General features: G+C 70.7%; 15 protein-coding genes and 1 pseudogene. 13 read left to right on the plus strand and 3 right to left on the minus strand.

The genetic code is table 11. The annotated features are described in order from the left end of the window. Positions 1 to 3: 3 nt before the first annotated feature. Entirely contained in the window at positions 4 to 2,883 is a 2,880-nt protein-coding gene (locus tag OG214_RS01075) for a carbohydrate-binding protein (RefSeq protein ID WP_405983420.1), read from the minus strand. Between the two features lie 466 nt (positions 2,884 to 3,349). Between OG214_RS01075 and OG214_RS01080 the strand changes: the two genes are divergently transcribed. Together OG214_RS01080 and OG214_RS01085 are read left to right on the plus strand one after the other, a co-directional pair. After that, positions 3,350 to 4,495, plus strand: coding sequence for an anion permease (locus OG214_RS01080; RefSeq protein ID WP_405983421.1), 1,146 nt, complete (start codon positions 3,350 to 3,352; stop codon positions 4,493 to 4,495). Between the two features lie 32 nt (positions 4,496 to 4,527). Beyond that, positions 4,528 to 4,776 carry a hypothetical protein gene (locus OG214_RS01085; RefSeq protein ID WP_405987403.1) on the plus strand — a complete coding sequence of 83 codons (249 nt, stop codon included), beginning with the start codon at positions 4,528 to 4,530 and terminating at the stop codon, positions 4,774 to 4,776. Here OG214_RS01085 and OG214_RS01090 read toward each other — a convergent pair. After that, on the minus strand, positions 4,770 to 6,314 hold the full coding sequence (locus OG214_RS01090) for a PstS family phosphate ABC transporter substrate-binding protein (protein ID WP_405983422.1): 1,545 nt from the start codon (positions 6,312 to 6,314) through the stop codon (positions 4,770 to 4,772). The genes OG214_RS01085 and OG214_RS01090 overlap by 7 nt on opposite strands. Positions 6,315 to 6,537: 223 nt before the next feature. On the opposite strand from OG214_RS01090, the gene OG214_RS01095 reads away from it, so the two are divergent. The 8 genes and pseudogenes from OG214_RS01095 to OG214_RS01130 all read left to right on the plus strand — a co-directional run bounded on the left by OG214_RS01095 (position 6,538) and on the right by OG214_RS01130 (position 14,263). Beyond that, positions 6,538 to 7,626, plus strand: a complete 1,089-nt coding sequence (locus tag OG214_RS01095) for a hydrogenase expression protein HypE (protein WP_363083108.1) — start codon at positions 6,538 to 6,540, stop codon at positions 7,624 to 7,626. Positions 7,627 to 7,717: 91 nt separating this feature from the next. Continuing rightward, on the plus strand, positions 7,718 to 9,502 hold the full coding sequence (locus OG214_RS01100; RefSeq protein WP_405983423.1) for a nickel-dependent hydrogenase large subunit: 1,785 nt from the start codon (positions 7,718 to 7,720) through the stop codon (positions 9,500 to 9,502). A gap of 70 nt (positions 9,503 to 9,572) precedes the next feature. Next, positions 9,573 to 10,532, plus strand: coding sequence for a NifU family protein (locus OG214_RS01105; RefSeq protein WP_405983424.1), 960 nt, complete (start codon positions 9,573 to 9,575; stop codon positions 10,530 to 10,532). 92 nt (positions 10,533 to 10,624) lie between these two features. Next, entirely contained in the window at positions 10,625 to 11,263 is a 639-nt protein-coding gene (locus OG214_RS01110; RefSeq protein ID WP_405987404.1) for a DUF5947 family protein, read from the plus strand. Beyond that, complete coding sequence (locus OG214_RS01115) at positions 11,260 to 11,913, plus strand: DUF6084 family protein (RefSeq protein WP_405983425.1); 654 nt, start codon at positions 11,260 to 11,262, stop codon at positions 11,911 to 11,913. The genes OG214_RS01110 and OG214_RS01115 overlap by 4 nt, the downstream gene beginning before the upstream one ends. Beyond that, positions 11,910 to 13,475, plus strand: a complete 1,566-nt coding sequence (locus tag OG214_RS01120; protein ID WP_405983426.1) for a hypothetical protein — start codon at positions 11,910 to 11,912, stop codon at positions 13,473 to 13,475. Before OG214_RS01115 ends, OG214_RS01120 begins: the two co-directional genes overlap by 4 nt. Position 13,476: 1 nt before the next feature. Further along, positions 13,477 to 14,013 (plus strand): annotated as a pseudogene (locus tag OG214_RS01125) (hydrogenase maturation protease); the annotation flags it as partial. Positions 14,014 to 14,131: 118 nt separating this feature from the next. Next, entirely contained in the window at positions 14,132 to 14,263 is a 132-nt protein-coding gene (locus OG214_RS01130; RefSeq protein ID WP_383032820.1) for a DUF6893 family small protein, read from the plus strand. 94 nt (positions 14,264 to 14,357) lie between these two features. Here the strand turns inward: OG214_RS01130 and OG214_RS01135 are convergent, their stop codons facing one another. Beyond that, on the minus strand, positions 14,358 to 14,783 hold the full coding sequence (locus OG214_RS01135) for a helix-turn-helix transcriptional regulator (RefSeq protein ID WP_405983427.1): 426 nt from the start codon (positions 14,781 to 14,783) through the stop codon (positions 14,358 to 14,360). Between the two features lie 197 nt (positions 14,784 to 14,980). Here OG214_RS01135 and OG214_RS01140 point away from each other — a divergent pair, with 197 nt between their 5' ends. From OG214_RS01140 to hypF, 3 genes are read left to right on the plus strand one after another with little or no spacing between them, the layout of a single operon-like run. Beyond that, positions 14,981 to 15,403 carry a hydrogenase maturation nickel metallochaperone HypA gene (locus OG214_RS01140; protein WP_363085941.1) on the plus strand — a complete coding sequence of 141 codons (423 nt, stop codon included), beginning with the start codon at positions 14,981 to 14,983 and terminating at the stop codon, positions 15,401 to 15,403. Next, a complete protein-coding gene (gene hypB / locus OG214_RS01145) occupies positions 15,387 to 16,217 on the plus strand; it encodes a hydrogenase nickel incorporation protein HypB (RefSeq protein ID WP_363085942.1) in 831 nt (276 codons plus the stop codon). The genes OG214_RS01140 and hypB overlap by 17 nt, the downstream gene beginning before the upstream one ends. After that, positions 16,214 to 18,592 (plus strand): carbamoyltransferase HypF, encoded by a 2,379-nt coding sequence (gene hypF / locus OG214_RS01150; RefSeq protein ID WP_405983428.1) that lies wholly within the window; start codon positions 16,214 to 16,216, stop codon positions 18,590 to 18,592. Before hypB ends, hypF begins: the two co-directional genes overlap by 4 nt. Positions 18,593 to 18,604: the final 12 nt, after the last annotated feature.

Genomic DNA, 18,604 nt, shown 5'->3' on the forward strand with positions numbered 1-18,604 from the left:
AGGTCACTTGGTGAGGGTGAGGGTGTCGATATCGAACAAGGAGCCCGCGCCGCCGGTGAAGGTCAGGAACAGTGCTCCCGAACTGGCCGTGCCGGTCAGGGCGGTGGTGACATTGGTGAAGGTCTCCCAGCCGCCGGTCACCGGTACGGCGACGGAGCCGAGCACCGCGCCGGTGGCGGATCCGGAGCGGATCTGGATGGTGCCGCCGGCCCCGGCCGAGGAGACCTTCGCGCTGAAGGTCTTGGTCCCGGCGGTGGGGGCGGAGGCGTATCCGGCCCAGTCACCGTTCTCGATGTAGCCGAGCGTCTTGCCACCGCTGGCCGCGGCGTGGTCCGCGGCCTGGACACCCTGGGACGAGGAGAACGACTCCCCTTCCACGATCTGGCTCGACGGGGTGCTGCCGGTGGCGAAGGTGAAGGCGTCGAGGTCGAACAGGTTGCCCTGGCCCGTCGGTCCCTTGAAGACGAGGAACAGCTCCGTGGAGGCCGCCGGGGCGTTGGTCAGATTGGCCGAGACATCGGTGAAGGTCTCCCAGCCACCGGTCACCGGTACGGTCACCGTGCCGAGCAGGGTGCCGGTGGCGGAGCCCGCCCGTACCTCGATGGTGCCGCCGGTGCCGCCGGACGAGACCCGGGCGGTGATGCGGTTGGCGTTGCCCAGGGCGTACGGCTTGAAGGAGATCCAGTCGTTGTTGTCGGTGAAGCCGACCGTGTTGCCGCCCTCGGCGGTGCCGTGCGCGGCCACCTGGATACCGGACTGGGCGGAGAAGTGCTCGGCCTGCCGGTGACGGGGCTGGAGGACACGGGCGCTGTGCGTGGTCAGCCCGGCGCCGTCGGTGTACTCGGCGTCGAAGACCCCGTAGATGTTGGCGGCGGTGTCGTGCTCACCGTCGGTCGGCACGGCGATCGTGCCGGTGCAGCCGTTCTTCGAGGTGATCGCGTGACGGTGCTCGTCATGGCCGAGGAGATAGGTCACCTTGACCTTGGCACAGTCGATGGCCCCGTCCTCGGGGTCGCTGACGGTGACCGAGAAGGGCACGGTGTCACCGAAGGAGAACAGTTCACCGTCCTTGGGAGCGGTGAGATTGACGGTCGGCGCCGTGTTGCCCGCCGTCACCACCAGACTCGCCGTACCGGTGAGTCCCTCCGGGTCCCGGACCGTCAGGGTGGGACGGAAGGTGCCCGTGGTGGTGTAGGTGTGCGACGGGTTGGCCGCGGTGGACGTGCCGCCGTCCCCGAAGTTCCAGGAGTAGGTCAGGGCCTTGCCCTCGGGGTCGGAACTGCCCGCCGAGGAGAACGCGACGGTCAGCGGGGTCGGTCCCGAGGTCTTGTCCGCCGCCGCGGCGGCGATCGGGTTGCGGTTGCTGCCGCCTACGTACTCGATCCGGTACAGCGCCTGGTTGTTGGCACCGGTGCCGTAGTCGAGGACGTACAGCGCGCCGTCCGGACCGAAGGCCTGGTCCATGACCTGGGTGCCCGTCCACGGGAAGCTCTCGATGACACCGGGGGTGCCGTCGGCCTTCACCTCGATGGGCTTGATCCACTTCCGGCCGTACTCGGCGGCGAAGAAGTAGCCGTTGAGCGACTGCGGGAACTTCACATTGGAGTTCAGGTTCGGGTCGTAGCGGTAGACCGGTCCGCCCATGGGCGATTCGGAGCCGCCGCCGAACTCGGGCGGGGAGCCGGCGTCGCCGCCGTACTTGATCCAGGCCGCCTTGACCGGGGGCAGCGTGGCCTGACCGGTGTTGCGGAAGGAGTTGTTCGCCGGGCCGGCGGCGCAGTTGTACTTCGCCCCGGAGGGACCGTTCGGGAAGGTGTACTCACCGTAGGTCTCGGCGGCGGTGTTCGTACCGGTGCAGTACGGCCAGCCGTAGTTGCCCGGTGCGGCGATGCGGTTGAACTCGACCTGGCCGCTCGGGCCGCGTCCGCCGCCGTCGGTGCCTCCGGCGTCGGGGCCGTAGTCGCCGAGGTAGACGATCCCGGTGGCCTTGTCGACGGACATCCGGAAGGGGTTGCGGAAGCCCATCGCGTAGATCTCGGGCCGGGTGTTGGCCGTACCGGGAGCGAAGAGGTTGCCGGTCGGGACGGTGTAGCCGCCCGCCGCCGTCGGCTTGATCCGCAGGACCTTGCCGCGCAGGTCGTTGGTGTTGCCGGAGGAGCGCTGGGCGTCGAACTGCGGGTTGCGGTCGGTCCGCTCGTCGATCGGCGCGTAGCCGCTCGACTCGAACGGGTTGGTGTCGTCACCCGTGGTCAGATACAGGTTCCCGGCGGCGTCGAAGTCGATGTCACCGCCGACGTGGCAGCACTGTCCTCGGTCGTTGGGCACCTCGAGGACGACCTTCTCGCTCGCCATGTCGAGCGTGCCGTCGGTCTTCAGCGTGAACCGGGAGAGGTTGAGATGACCCTTCCACGGCTCGAAGGACGCGGCGCTGCCGGTGACGGGGGCGTCGCCGCCCGGAGTCGACAGCTTGGGCGAGTAGTAGAGGTAGAGATAGCGGTTCGAGGCGAAGCCGGGGTCGGCCGCTATGCCCTGGAGCCCTTCCTCGTCATGCGTGTAGACGTCCAGCTTGCCGGCCGTCTTCGTGTTGCCCGCGGCGTCCGTGAAGCGGACCGTGCCATCGCGGGCGGTGTGGACGACGGCGCGGTCCGGCAGGACCGCGAGAGACATTGCCTCACCCAACTCGGCTGCACCCAGCGCAAGTTGTACCTGCTGATAGTCGCCGGGCGGAATGACGGCGGGCGCTGCGGGCGCCGCTACGGCCGCCGGCGCACCGGCCGCCGGCACCGCGACGGCGCCACCGCCGACGATCAGCGCCAACGCGGTGAGCCATCGTGACCAGAGGCGTCTCGGCCTCTGTCCTGACAGTCGTGACGGTCCTGACATGGAGCATCCTTCCTGACCTTGCGGGGGGTGTGACAAGGCATGGGCGCGCGACATCGCGCTGCCGTGTCACTGGGGGAAGAGCCTGCGCTCGGGTGATGTCCCGTCACCCGTGCAACAGCCATACCGTTCTGGCGGAGTGGATTAGATGCGGCGTCAACGTAATTGCGAAATCTCGCTAGAGTTTTGCAGCCTGGCAACGGGATCTTAATTTGTCAAGGCAATGTCAAAATTCCGGAACCGGCTCCACCGCACACATGCGGACCGCGGCGCCCCGTCGGGCGCCACCTCGGTGATCACCGTGCGCACGAGGGCGGCTGACGGTCCGTCGGTACGGTTCGGGGCATCACGGTTCACAGCGCGCACACGGGCATCAAGAGGCTGATCCACTCATCCTTTGGGAGGAAGCGTCCGGTGTTCCCACAGCGCCTGGCGGCGGGGTACCGGCCGCTCCGCTTGGATGAGGCGAATGGACCACATCACCTTTCTTGTGGGCGTGGTGATCCTGACCGCCCTCGCGTTCGACTTCACCAACGGGTTCCACGACACCGCGAACGCCATGGCGACCTCGATCGCCACCGGGGCGTTGCGTCCCAAGGTCGCGGTCCTCATCAGCGGCGTACTCAATCTCGTGGGGGCCTTCCTCTCCACCCAGGTCGCCAGGACGATCTCCGGCGGCATCGTGAACGACCATCTGGTCACCCCGGGCATGGTCTTCGCCGGTCTGATCGGCGCGACCCTGTGGAATCTGCTGACCTGGCTCGTGGGTCTGCCGTCCAGTTCCTCGCACGCCCTGTTCGGGGGGCTGATCGGCGCCGTGTGGGTGGGGGCGGGACGCCACGGTGTGCACTTCGACGTGGTGCTCGAAAAGATCATCCTCCCGGCCGTCGCGTCCCCGCTGGTCGCCGGTCTCGCCGCGCTGCTGGCGACCTATCTCGCCTACCGGATCACCGCCCGGGGCCGGGAGTCCTCCGTCAACCGCGGATTCCGGCTCGGCCAGATCGTCTCCGCCTCGCTGGTCTCCATCGCGCACGGCACCAATGACGCCCAGAAGACCATGGGCGTCATCACCCTCACCCTGATCTCCGCGGGGGCGCTCGCGCCGGACGCGGGACCGCCGCTGTGGGTCATCGCCTCGGCCGGTGTGGCGATCGCCCTCGGTACCTATCTCGGCGGCTGGCGGATCATCAGAACCATGGGCAGGGGGCTCACCGATATCCGCGCCCCGCAGGGCTTCACCGCCGAGTCCTCCGCCACGACCGTGATCCTGACCTCCGCGCACCTCGGCTTCGCCCTCTCCACCACCCAGGTCTGCTCCGGCGCCATCCTCGGCGCGGGGCTCGGCAGAAGGCTGGCGGAGGTGCGCTGGGGAATCGCGGGACGCATGGTCATCGGCTGGTGTGTCACCCTCCCCGCCGCCGCGGCCGTGGGCGCGCTCGCCGCCGCCATGGTCGTATACGGCGGCACCGCCGGCACGATCGTCGTCGCCCTGGCCGCCTCCGGCGCGGCGGCCTTCATCGTGATCGTCTCCCGCCGCAATCCGGTGCATTCGGGCAATGTCAACGACGAGCACACGGTCAAGGTCCGCTCCCGGGCGGCCAAGGCGAATGTCTGATGGAAGAGGACCGTATGGCCGCGCGGAACCGTATGGCTCTGGACTGGAGCGGTCTGGGAGAGGTCGCCGTCATCAGCGTCGGTGCCACCGTGGGGGTCGTCTTCGTGTTCGCGCTGGGTGTGCGCCTGCTGTCGCGGCGGCACGAGCCCGGCGGTTCGGGCCCCGGCGGTGCGGGCCGCCGGGCTTCGGTGCTGGCGAGGACCGTCGCCGGACTGTGTTTCCTCGCCTGCGCCGCGGCCGTCGCGTACGGTCTGTATCTGATCGTTCCGCAGTTTCACTGAGCCGCGTCACCGGCGCAGATGGTCCGTCCCTTCGGTGACGAGCACGGCAGATGGCCATGCGTACGGACCACGTCCTGACCGCCGCCGCGCAGCAGGTAGTTGAGAAAGCTGGCCACGAGCGAGCTGGCCGGCGGGTTGCCGTAGGTGTACGCGTACTCGACCTCCCGGAACGGGTAGTCACTGTCGGCGATGGTGTCCGGGGACGCGGCCTCTCCGTTCAGGGTCAGCGTGTGCACTCCCTCCGGCATGGCGCCGGCGCGCAGCTCGGTGTATCCGATGGCCCCGGGGGTGCCGGCGACGGTGGCGAGGACCCGGTCGGTGCTGTCGAGTTCACAGCGGAAGACCTTCGCGGATCTGTCGTCCTTGGTCCCGCAGTCGTCCGAGGAGTACGCGAGCTCGTAGACACCGCCGAGCACGCGGTCACGGAAGATGTCGCGGGTACCGGAGCCCGTTTTCCTGCTGGCGAGGACGATGGGCAGGTTCTCCGGGCCGTCGGGCAGCTCGTCCCAGGCCTGGAGGTCTCCCCGGTAGATGGCACGGACCTGCTCGGTCGTCAGGTCGCCGAGCGTCACCTCGTCATTGACGACGAGGGTGTAGACGGACACCGCGACCTGGCTCTCGATCAGCTCGGGAAAGCTGTCGCGCCTGGGTACGTCGGACAGCGCGATCAGCGCGGGTGCGCCGCCCTTCGCCGCGGCGCCGCGCTCGTTCAGCTCCTGGAGGCCCTCCCGGCTGGCGCGCGCGTCGACGGTGACGGTGGAGCCGGCGCAGTCCCTCATGTACTTGGCCGCCAGATCCTTCGCGACCGGCTCGAACGCGGTGGAGCCGGTGATGGTCAGCTCGCCCTTCGCGCACCCCATCGGCGGCCGGACGTCGTCCCGTACGACGATGATCGAGGCCAGCACGACCACACAGACCGTGAGCAGCACGGTGATCATCCGGGTGGCCCTGCTGAACACGGGCGGGGTGTCGTCGGGCGTCGTGCTGCGGTTCGGATAGACCCCGCCGTCCCTGATCCCTCCGCCGACCCGGATCGCGTCACCGACCGCTCCCCCGGTGAGCAGGACGAGCAGCTTGAAGTGCTGTCCGCGGTTGAGCGGCACACGCGGCAGATACACCGTGTCGCCGGCGTAGCGCAGCCCGGCCGCCGGGGTGAAGTGGTCCAGCAGATGGTCGGCGTCCAGCGGCGCGGTGACCGCGATGCCCTGGACCGCGCGGGAGGTGAACTCCGCCATCAGACCGTGGAGTTCGCGCCCCGTGTAGTCGGCGTCGGCGATGCTCTGGGAGCCGTCGTTCTCGATCCGCAGCAGCACGAGGGTCGCGTCGGAGAGCTGCGGATTGTCCTGGAAGAAGCCCAGCCGTACCCCGGCCCTGCCGGTGCGCTCCGCGCTGCTCACCGGTGTGTCGAGCTGGACCCGGTACCCGATACGGGTACGGCGCGGCACACGGCGCTCGTACCAGAGCACGGCCAGTGAGGCCACGATGCCCAGGGCCGCGGTGACCACGGCGATGACATTCTCCGCGCTGAGCCATTCCATGGCGGAGCGCCCCCCTTCGAACCCGGAGCTCGAACATGCGACCGACGAAGAATCGTCCGGTCACCGTACGGTCGCCCTTGGCGGTGAACCGCCTACTTCGCCGTCCGGTGTGCTGTTGTTCGCCGAAGGTTCATGGGAGTTCATAGGACCGTTCCGCACTTACCGAACCCGCCCGATTCGGTTATCCAGGGAGGGACGCTCTTCCACCGATGAGGAGGGGACGATGGATACCGCCGCATCAGTCGCCGAGGGCGGCACAACGCCCGTCGGAGCGAATGGGGAAGAACTCCCCACCGTCCATATTCTCTGGATCAACGCGGGTCTGAGCTGCGACGGGGACTCCGTGTCGCTCACCGCGGCCACCCAGCCGAGTATCGAGGAAATCGCTCTCGGCGCACTGCCCGGACTGCCGAAGGTGGCCGTTCACTGGCCTCTCATCGATTTCGAATGCGGGCCCGTCCAGGGCGCCGACAATTTCATCGAATGGTTCTTCAAGGCGGAGCGCGGCGAGATCGAGCCCTTTGTCCTGGTGATCGAGGGATCCATTCCGAACGAGGCGGTCAAGAGCGAGGGCTACTGGTGCGGATTCGGGGACGATCCCGAGACCGGCCAGCCGATCACCACGAGTGAGTGGATCGACCGGCTCGCGCCCAAGGCACTGGCCGTCGTGGCGATCGGCACCTGCGCCACCTACGGCGGTATCCACGCCATGGAGGGCAATCCCACCGGAGCGATGGGGGTGCCGGACTATCTGGGCTGGGACTGGAAGTCGGGGGCGGGCATCCCGATCGTCTGTATCCCCGGCTGCCCGGTGCACCCGGACAACGCCTCGGAGACACTGCTCTATCTGCTCTACCAGGCCGCCGGATCCGCGCCCATGATCCCGCTCGACGAACACCTCCGCCCGACCTGGCTGTTCGGCGCGACCGTCCACGAGGGGTGCGACCGGGCGGGCTACTACGAGCAGGGCCAGTTCGCCACCACGTACGACTCCCCGCAGTGTCTGGTGAAACTGGGCTGCTGGGGTCCGGTGGTCAAGTGCAACGTCCCCAAACGGGGCTGGATCAACGGGGTCGGCGGCTGTCCCAATGTCGGCGGTATCTGTATCGCCTGCACGATGCCCGGCTTCCCGGACAAGTTCATGCCCTTCATGGACGAACCTCCGGGCAGTCATGTCTCCGCGGCGGCGAGCGGCGCGTACGGCAAGGTCATCCGCCGGCTGCGCGGTGTCACGGCCAGAACCGTGGACAAGGAGCCGAAGTGGCGCCGCAAGGGCGAGAAGGTCCTGACCGGCTACCACCCCCCGTGGTGATCCGTCCGAGGTCCGGCATCCGCGTCCGGTATCCGTCCGTCAGGACGGCGGAGCGAGTCCCCTCCCCACCGCCCAGAAAGGTGCGCAGCCCATGGCGCCGACGAGCAAGCAAGCCGAGGACGGCAGCGGCCTGATGGAGATGTCCTGGGATCCGATCACCCGGATCGTGGGCAGCCTCGGTATCCACACGAAGATCGACTTCCGGAGCAAGCGGGTGGCCGAGTGCTACAGCACCTCGTCCGTCTTCCGCGGCTACAGCGTCTTCATGCGCGGCAAGGACCCGCGGGACGCGCACTTCATCACCAGCCGTATCTGCGGTATCTGCGGCGACAACCACGCCACCTGTTCGGTGTACGCGCAGAACATGGCGTACGGCGTGAAGCCCCCGCACCTCGGCGAGTGGATCATGAATCTCGGCGAAGCCGCGGAGTACATGTTCGACCACAACATCTTCCAGGAGAACCTGGTGGGGGTGGACTACTGCGAGAAGATGGTCCGCGAGACCAACCCCGGTGTCCTGGAGCTGGCCGAACGCACCGAGGCTCCCCACGCGGGCGACCACGGCTACCGCACCATCGCCGACATCATGCGCTCGCTCAATCCGCTGGAGGGCGAGTTCTACCGTGAGGCGCTGCATGTCAGCCGCTACACACGGGAGATGTTCTGTCTGATGGAGGGCCGCCATGTGCACCCCTCCACGCTCTACCCGGGCGGCGTCGGCACCGTGGCGACCATCCAGCTCTTCACGGACTATCTGACGCGGCTGACGCGGTACGTGGAGTTCATGAAGCGGGTCGTCCCGCTCCACGACGACCTGTTCGACTTCTTCTACGAGGCGCTGCCCGGGTACGAGGAGGTCGGCCGGCGCCGGGTGCTGCTCGGCTGCTGGGGCGCGCTCAACGACCCGGTGTACTGCGACTTCACCTACCGGAACATGTCCGACTGGGGCCGGCGGATGTTTGTCACGCCGGGGGTGATCGTCGACGGCAGACTGGTCACCAACGATCTCGTCGACATCAATCTCGGCATCCGGATCCTGCTCGGCAGTTCGTACTACGACGACTGGGCGGGCCAGGAGACCTTCGTCGACCGCGATCCGCTGGGCAACCCCGTGGACCCGCGCCATCCATGGAACCAGCACACCCTCCCGGCCCCGCAGAAGCGGGACTTCGCGGACAAGTACAGCTGGGTGATGTCCCCGCGCTGGTTCGACGGCACGGAGCATCTCGCGCTGGACACCGGTGGCGGTCCCCTCGCCCGGCTGTGGTCCACGGCCCTGTCCGGACTGGTCGACTTCGGCTATGTCCGGGCCACCGGGCACAGCGTCCAGATCAATCTGCCGCGCACCATGACCAAGCCGGAGACCAGCTTCGAATGGCGGATCCCCCGGTGGAGCAACGCCCTGGAGCGCAACCGCGCGCGGACCTACTTCCAGGCGTACGCGGCGGCCTGCGCCCTGCACTTCGCCGAGCAGGCGATGGAGGAGGTCCGCTCCGGCCGCACCCGGACCTGGGAGAGCTTCGAGGTCCCGGACGAGTCCATCGGCGTCGGCTTCACCGAGGCGGTACGCGGTGTGCTCTCGCACCACATGGTGATCAGGGACGGCAAGATCGCCAACTACCATCCGTACCCGCCCACTCCGTGGAACGCCAGCGTGCGCGACTCGTACGGCACACCGGGACCGTACGAGGACGCGGTGCAGAACACGCCGATCTTCGAGGAGAACCCGCCGGACACCTTCAAGGGCATCGACATCATGCGGGCGGTGCGGAGCTTCGACCCCTGTCTGCCCTGTGGCGTGCATATGTACGTCGGCGGCGGCAGGACCGTCCGGAAGACCCATCTGCCCACCGGGCTCAGCGGGCTGGGCGGCTGACACCGGTCCTGGCCCTGGTCCCGGTCCTCGGTCCCGATCGAGGTCCCCCACCGGAGAAAGGCACCGTGACATGGCGGCAACGGCCAAGGAGCAGCGGACCGGGGAGCACATCGACGCGCTCCTCGACGAGCTGGGCAGATCGGTGGGCCCGTCGGGCCGCGATCTCGCGGACGAACTCGTGCGCGGCATCGTCGAGTTCTACGGTTCGGGTCTGGCCCGTATCGTCGAGCTGCTGGGCGATCGGCCGGACGGCGCCGATCCGCTGGCGCTGCTCGGCGGGGACGAACTCGTCGGCGGGCTGCTGATCCTGCACGATCTGCACCCCGACGACACACTGACCCGGGTGGAGCGGGCGCTGGACGAGGTCCGTCCGTATCTCGGCTCCCACGCCGGTGATGTGGAGATCGCCGGGATCGGCCCGGAGGGGGACGGCGGGACCGACGGGCGGACCCTGTGGCTGCGGCTGCGCGGAAGCTGCGACGGCTGTCCCTCGTCCGCCCAGACCGTGCGCTGGACGATCGAGGAGGCGGTGGCGCGCCGCGCACCGGAGATCGGGTGTGTGGAGGTCGAGGGCGTGGCCGAGGAGAAGCCGCAGCCGAAGCTCCTCCAGATCATGTCCCGACCGCCGGACGCGACGGACATGACGCCGGACGCGGCCAAGGGCGCCGACCTGCCGTCCGGCGGAACCGCCGCCGGGAACGCTCCGGCCGCGTGGTATCCGCTGCCGGATCCGCCCGCCGCCGACGGCGGGACCGGGGTGTGCGAGGTGGCGGGCACGGCGCTGCTGCTGGTCCGGCTGCCCGGCAATCTCTACGCCTACCGCGACCGCTGCCCGGTCTGCGGGGGCGGGCTGGACGGCGCGGTGGTGGTGGACGGCGAGCGACTGCGCTGTGCGGTGTGCGCCGCGGAGTACGACATCCGGGGCGCGGGGCAGGGCGAGCGGGGCCGGCTGGAGCCCGTACCCCTGCTGGAGGAGAACGGCTCCGTACGGGTCGCCCTGCCCGGCACGCTGCTGGCGGCGGGACCGTGAACGCCCGCCCCGCCCGTGCCCCGGGCGCCTCCGGCAGCGGGACCTCCGCCGCACCCGCCGCGACCGCCACGCCTGCCTCCCCACCGGTCTCCATACCGCCGGGGCTGCGTGGATTCACCCGTCGGCCGCCACGCGCCGAGGAGCGGTGCGAGCTGTGCGCCGAGCCTCTGACCGGGGAGCACCGGCATCTCGTGGACAGCGGGAAACGTTCGCTGATGTGCGCCTGCACGGGCTGCTATCTGCTCTTCACCCGGCCGGGCGCGGGCGCGGGCCGCTTCCGCGCGGTGCCCGACCGGTATCTCTCCGACCCGGACTTCACCCTGGACGAGGAGAGCTGGAACCGGCTCCAGATCCCGGTGGGGCTGGCGTTCTTCTTCCGCAACTCGGAACTGGACCGGCTGGCCGCGTTCTACCCGAGCCCCGCCGGCGCCACGGAGAGCGAACTGGACCCGGCCACCTGGCGGGAGGTCCTCGGGTCCGGCCGGCTGGCGGCTCTGCTCCAGCCCGACACGGAGGCGCTGCTGGTCCGGCGGGAGCGCGGCGCGGACGGAACCGGCGCGGGCGAGTGCTATCTGGTGCCCGTGGACGCCTGTTACGAGCTGGTGGGCCGGATGCGGCTGCACTGGCAGGGATTCGACGGCGGCGCCGAGGCCCGCGCGGATCTCACGGACTTCTTCACCCGGGTCAGGGCGAAGGCCCGGCCACCGTCCGGACGGGAGGAGGGCCGATGACCGATCTCACGTTCACCTGTACGGACGTACGGCCGGAACCGTACGGCACGGGTCCGACGCTGCTGTTCCGGCTGCGGATCGAGGCGGACGACCCCGCGACGCGGATCCACGCGGTCGCCCTGCGCTGCCAGATGCGGATCGAGCCCGTCCAACGGCGGTACACACCGGCCGAGATGGAGATGCTGGGCGATCTCTTCGGTGAGCCGGAGCGCTGGAGCACCACCCTGAAGCCGCTCCAGTTCGCCCATGCCTCCACGACGGTGCCCGGCTTCACCGGCGCCACCGAGATCGAACTGCCGGTGGCCTGCACGTACGACATGGAGGTGGCCTCCGCCAAGTACTTCCGCGCGCTCGCGGACGGCGAGATACCGCTGCTCCTGCTGTTCTCGGGCACCGTCTTCTCCGGTGACCGGGGCTTTGTGGCGGAGCCGGTCCCCTGGCACAAGGAGACCTCGTTCCGGATGCCGGTCAAGGTCTGGCAGAACATGATCGAGCAGTACTTCCCCGGCTCCGGCTGGCTCCGCGTCCGTGACGACTGCCTCGACGCGCTGCGCCGCTTCCGCTCGGAGCGCGCTCTGCCGTCCTGGGAGCGGACCTTCGAGGAGCTGCTGCGCACCGCCGACGGCGCCGGCCCGGGAGACCGGTCATGACGGCGGGCTTCGAGGAGGCCCGCCGGGTCGCGGACGCGCTGCTGTTCGAGGGGTACGTGCTCTACCCGTACCGGGCGTCGGCCAGGAAGAACCAGCTGCGCTGGCAGTTCGGCGTGCTGGTGCCGCCCTCCTGGGCCGAGGCGCACGGCGAGCACGCGGAGCAGCGTACGGAGTGTCTTCTCGAACCCCGCGGGGCCGACCGTCTCGATGTCGAGCTGCGTTTCCTCCAGGTGCACCGCCGCACGGTGGAGCGCCGTGTGCCGGACGGCGCCGGCTGGACCGAGGTGGCGCGACTCGATCTGGCCGACCGGGTACTGGTCCCCTGGGACGAGGGGAAGGAGGAACGGGTCGAACTGCGGGTACCGCTCGGCCAGCTCAGCGGAGAGGGGCGGACGCTGCGCTTCGGCTGTCCCTGCGGGGTGACGCGCGAGCCGGTGCACGTCCACGGCTGCACGGGACGGACCGTCGGACGGCTGGTACGGCGCAGCCGGGCACTGGCGGGCGAGATCCGGCTGGCCACCGAGCCGCTGCCGGGCCCGTACGGCGCGCTGCGGCTGACCGCGACCGTACGCAATGTGTCGGAGTGGACACCGGAAGGACAGGGGAGCGGCGACCGCGAAGCCGCCCTGCCGCACAGCCTGATCGGGGCACATCTGCTGCTGGGGCTGCCCGGCGGGCGGTTCCTGTCGATGACGGACCCGCCGGAGTGGGCCCGGCCCGCGGCGCGGATCTGCCGCAATGAGCACACCTGGCCCGTACTGGCCGGCGGCGCCGGGCACGACGACGTCCTGCTCTCCTCGCCCATCATCCTGGAAGACCATCCCGAGGTCGCCGCGGAGAGCCCGGGACTGCTCTACGACGCCACCGAGATCGACGAGATCCTCTCGCTGCGGACCGCCGCGCTCACCGAGCAGGAGAAGCGGGAGGCACGCGGGACGGATCCGCGGGCGGCCGGGGTGATCGACCTGGTGGACAGCATGCCGGCCGAGGTGATGGAGCGTCTGCACGGCGCGATCCGCGGTCTGCGCGAGGTGACCGGCGAGCGGCCCGCTCCGGCGCCACCCGGCCCCGTGGCACCTGCCCCGGGCACACCTGACACGGGTACACCACCTGACACAGAGACGCCGCCCCCGGTGACGCCTGCCCCGGGGACGTCTGCCCCGGGGACGCCCCGTCCGGGAACACCGGCCGTGCCCCCGACGGGACTTGAGCTGCCGATCGGCCCCGGGCTGCCCTGGTGGGACCCGGCCCAGGACACGTACGACCTGCCGGGGCAGGACACCGTGACGGTCGCCGGCCGGCTGGTCGGGACGGGCAGCAGGGTCGTACTGCGGCCGGGGCTGCGCAGATCCGACGCCCAGGACATCTTTCTGGCGGGCCGTGGCGCGACGGTCGAGGCGGTGCTCCAGGACCTCGACGGCGAGACGCATATCGCGGTCACCGTCGACGGCGATCCCGGTGCCGACCTGCGCCGGCAGCAGGGCCGGTTCCTGTACTTCCGCCCGGACGAGATCGATCCCGACCCCACCTGCGACGAAGCGCCCCCGGAAGGAGGCGACTGACATGGAGTCCACGGAGTCCGCACCGCTGCCCGACAGCTCGGACGGCTCGGACGGCCCGGACGACGCCCGCGCCTCGTACGGCCGGACCCTGGTCGCCGGGGTCGGCAATATCTTCCTCGGTGACGACGGCTTCGGCGTCGAGACCCTGCGCCGGCTGGCCGGACGCCGGCTGCCCCCGGACGTCGATCTGATGGACACGGGCATCCGGGGCGTCCATCTCGCCTACCGGCTCCTCGACGGCTACCGCAGGCTCGTCCTGGTCGACACGGTCGACCGCGGGGCTCCCCCGGGCACCGTGCACGTACTCGAAGTGGACCCCGCCGACCCGGGATCGGCACCGGAACCGGCCGCCGCCCGGCTGGACGGACACGGCATGGACCCGGCGTCGGTCCTGCGGCTGGTCCATGAGCTGCGCGCGGGGGCCGGCGGCAGCCTCCCCGAGCGGATCGTGGTGGTCGGCTGCCAGCCGCTCACCGCCGAGGAGGGCATCGGGCTCAGCGAGCCGGTGGCCGCGGCCGTGGGACCCGCGGCGGACCTGGTCCTCGATCTGGTACAGCGGCCACCGGGCACAGTCCCCGGCGGCGGCACCGGCACACCCGGCGAAGGAGGAGATGAACGTGATCCACGCGATGCACGAGATACGGGCGAGAAAAGGGATGGACCACTCCCAGGGGCAGGATCTGACCTGGCTGTGGGTCTGCGCCGGGGCGGTCGTGGCCGGGGTGGCGTACGAGACGGCGAAGTCCGTCCCGGACCTGCGCCGCTATCTGCGGATACGCCGGATGTGAGCCGTACGGGCGACAGGAGCGGGGACGCGGACCGGTGAACGGACCGATGAGCGGGCCAGTGAGCGGACCGCTGAGCCGGTGCCGCGTCGGGCGTTCAGACGGAGCCCGTCGTGCCGGTCGTCGGTGGACGTCCGGAGAGCGGGTGCCCGGAGAGCGGCCGTGCCCCACCGCCCGCGAGATCGGGACCGCTCAGTTGCGCATAGCGCTCCAGGAACAGATGGAGCGTGCCGTGCAGTTCGCCCAGACGGACGAACCAGAGCGACAGGCTCATCGAGCCCGCCGGGGTGATCTCGTACTCACGGCGGGCGGGCCCGGAGACGGACGCCCGCCACTGGGAGGAGATCTGACCGCCCTTCTCCATACCGCGCAGCAGCCGGTACACATGCGCGGACTCGGCCTCGGCCCAGCCGAAGGCACCCAGGCGCTGGGTCAGCTCGTATCCGTGTCCGGGCCGCTCGGTGAGCAGCAGCAGGATGACGGGGTTCATCAGCGCCCGTCGTTCGGTGTCATGCGTCGTCATGGCTGCGATCTCCTGATGTGACCGTGCGACAGGTGGCCTGGCGACAGGTGGCCGTGCGACGGTGCGGCTCACTCCCGTCCCACGCTAACCACGCCCGCCGGCACCGGCCAGCCGTGATCCGACGCCAACGCCGCGAGGCGCGGTGCTAGCGCGCGCGAGCCCAGCAGGACCCGGACGAGAGGCCTTAGGTGAGAGCCGTGCACGAACTGTCCATCGCGACCGCCGTGGTCGCCCAGGTGGAGGAAGCCGTCCGTACCAATGGCGGCGGACAGGTCGCGTCGCTGCGGCTGCGGATCGGTGAACTGGCGGGTGTGGTGCCGGAGGCCCTGCGGTTCTCGTTCGGTCTGGCGAGCGAGGGCACCGTACTCGCCGGTGCCCGGCTGGAGATGGACACCGTTCCCGGTGTGGCCCGCTGCGCCGGCTGCGGCCGGGAGAGCGAGGTGGGGATGCCGCCCCTGCTCTGGTGCGACGACTGCGCGCGGCCCCTGGGCGAGCTGCTCTCGGGCCGGGAGCTGGAGATCGCCGAGGTCGTCCTCGTGGATTCCTCGGATGCGCGCCGCCCGGACAGCGGTGACGATCGAGGTACGCCCGAGGAGGCCCCCCATGTGCCGAGTCGTTGATCTGCGCCAGGCCGTACTGGCCGAGAACGACGCCAATGCCCAGGAGCTGCGCGAGTATCTCGCCGCCCAGGGCACCGTCGAGGTGAATCTGCTGTCCAGTCCCGGCAGCGGCAAGACGGCCCTGCTGGAAGGACTGCTCTCCCGGGCCGTCGCGGCGGGTACCGCGGTGGCCGCGATCACCGCCGATCTGGCCACCGAGAACGACGCCCGGCGGCTGGCGCGGGCGGGGGCTCCCGTCAAGCAGGTACTCACCGACGGACTCTGCCATCTGGAGGCGGGGATGCTCCGCGGGCATCTCGACGGATGGCTGCCGCGCGACACCCGGGTGCTCTTCGTGGAGAACGTCGGCAATCTGGTCTGTCCCGCCTCGTACGACATCGGGGAGACGCTGCGGATCGCGCTGGCCTCGGTCACCGAGGGCGAGGACAAACCGCTCAAGTACCCCACGGCGTTCGGCCTCGCCCATCTCGTGGTCGTCACCAAGACGGACATCGCGGAGGCCGTGGAGTTCGACGGGCCGGCGTTCCACCGGAATGTGCGGCAGGTGAACCCGGGGGTGCCGGTGCTGGAGACCTCGGCCCGTACCGGCGCCGGGGTCGACGAGCTGCTCGCCTTCATCCTCGGCCGCGCGGACGGTGCCCCCGGGCACCGGCCGGTGCTGGCCCGTCAGTACGAGCGGTACGCGCACCACCGTCACGACGGCGAGGACGCTCACGGCGCGCACGCCGACGGCCACGACCACCACCACGGCCACGAGCACGACCACGACCATCCGGCACCGTCCGCCGTACGCGGCACGGCAGAGGCGCCATGAGCGGATCCGTCACCACCCGCACCACCGGCCCGACCACGTCCCCCGCCCCCCGCGAGCGCCGCCATGTCCTGGTGCGCGGGGTGGTGCAGGGCGTCGGCTTCCGCCCGTTCGTCTATACGCTCGCCACCGAGCTGGGGCTGACGGGCTGGGTCACCAACAGCGCCGAGGGCGTCAGCACGGAGATCGAGGGACCGGGCCAGGACGTGGCGGCGTTCTGTGAGCGGCTGGCCACCGGCGCACCGCCGCTCGCGGTCGTCGAGTCCGTACGGCACAGGCCCGTACCGGCCGTCGGCGGCAGCGGGTTCACCATCCGTCCCTCGTCCGGCGGACCGGGGCGCACCCTGGTCTCCCCCGACATCGCGACCTGTGAGGACTGTCTCGCCGAGCTGGCCGATCCCGCCGACCGCCGCTACCGGCATCCCTTCATCTGCTGCACCCACTGCGGCCCCCGTTTCACGGTCGTCACCGGACTGCCGTACGACCGGAGCCGGACCACCATGGCCGGCTTCCCGCTCTGCGCCGACTGCGCGCGTGAGTACGAGGACCCCGCCGACCGGCGCTTCCACGCCCAGCCGGTCGCCTGTCATGCCTGCGGCCCCCGGCTCTCGCTGGTCATGGGAGGGCCCGGCGCGGCCGCCGCTCCCCGGCTGTCCGGCGAGGAGGCGCTGGCCAGGGCCCGCCGGCTGCTGGCCGCCGGAGCGGTCGTCGCGGTGAAGGGACTCGGCGGCTATCACCTCGCCTGTGACGCCTCGGACGCCACCGCCGTACGGCTGCTGCGTGCCCGCAAGAACCGGGGCACGAAACCGTTCGCCGTGATGGCCGCTTCCCTCGGGACGGCCGAGCGGCTCGCGTTCGTCGGTCCCGGCGAACGCGCGCTGCTGGCGGGCCGGCGCCGGCCCGTCGTACTGCTGCGGCGCCGTGAGGGCGGTGGCTCCCTCGTCGCGGACGGTGTGGCGCCCGGCAGTCCCGACCTCGGGGTGCTGCTGCCGTACACGCCGCTGCACCATCTGCTGCTGGGTCTGCCCGGCGATCCGGCGGGCCCGCCCGTCCTGGTGATGACCAGTGGCAACCGGTCGGGCGAGCCCATCGTGACCGACGACAAGGAGGCCCTGACCCGGCTCGGCGCGCTGGCGGACGCGTGGCTGACGCACGACCGGCCGGTGCGTGTGCCGTGCGACGACTCGGTGGTACGGATCTGCGCGGGCCAGGAGCTGCCCGTACGCCGGTCCCGTGGCTACGCTCCGCTGCCGATCGCGCTGCCGGTGCCCGTGGAGCCGGCGCTCGCCGTCGGCGGGGACCTCAAGAACACGTTCTGTGTCGCGGAGGGCGGTTACGCGTGGCTGTCGGCCCATGTCGGCGACATGGACGACCTCGCCACCCTCAACGCCTTCGGAACGGCCGTCGGCCATCTGACGGAGCTGACCTCGGTGGCGCCCGGGGTGCTGATCGCGGACCGGCACCCCGGCTACCGCTCGGGACAGTGGGCCGAGCGGAACGCCCGGGGCCGTCCGGTGCGACGCGTACAGCACCATCACGCGCATATCGCCGCCGCGATGGCCGAACACGGTCTGGACGGCTCGGCTCCGGTGATCGGGGTGGCCTTCGACGGCACGGGGTACGGGGACGACGGCGCGGTCTGGGGCGGCGAGGTGCTGCTCGCGGACTACGACGGCTTCCGGCGCTTCGGCCGGCTGGCGTACGTACCGCTGCCGGGCGGCGACGCCGCCGTACGCAACCCGTACCGCATGGCGCTCTCCCATCTTCGGGCGGCGGGGGTGCGCTGGTCCGAGGGGCTGCCGTGCGTCGCCGCGTGCGCTCCCGGTGAACGGCGGCTGCTGGAACGGCTGCTGGAGCGGAGCGTCGCCTGTGTGCCCACGTCCAGCATGGGACGGCTCTTCGACGCCGTCGCGTCGCTCGCCGGGCTCTGCCACCGCGTGGAGTACGAGGCCCAGGCGGCGATGGAGCTGGAGAACGCGGCGGTGGCGGCCGGGGGACCGGCCGACGGCTACCGGTTCGCGCTGGTCCCCGGCCGTCCGGCCGACGGCGCGGAGATGGTGGCCGACCCGGCTCCGGTCCTGGCGGCGGCGGCGCACGACATACGGGCGGGCGCGGACGGACCGGCCGTGGCGGCACGCTTCCACGGCGCGGTGATCGGCCTGGTGCGCGATCTGTGCCGCGCGGCCCGTGACCGTACGGGCCTGACCACCGTCGCGCTGAGCGGCGGAGTGTTCTGCAACGCCCTGCTGACGGCCGGCTGTACGAAGCGGCTGGAGCGTGACGGATTCACCGTACTGCGGCACCGCGGGGTGCCACCGAACGACGGCGGGCTGGCGCTGGGCCAGTTGATGGTCGCCGCCCGGCTCACGACGGGCTGAACGGCCGGCGGA

The organism is Streptomyces sp. NBC_00872 (genome assembly GCF_045161915.1).
Taxonomy (GTDB): domain Bacteria; phylum Actinomycetota; class Actinomycetes; order Streptomycetales; family Streptomycetaceae; genus Streptomyces.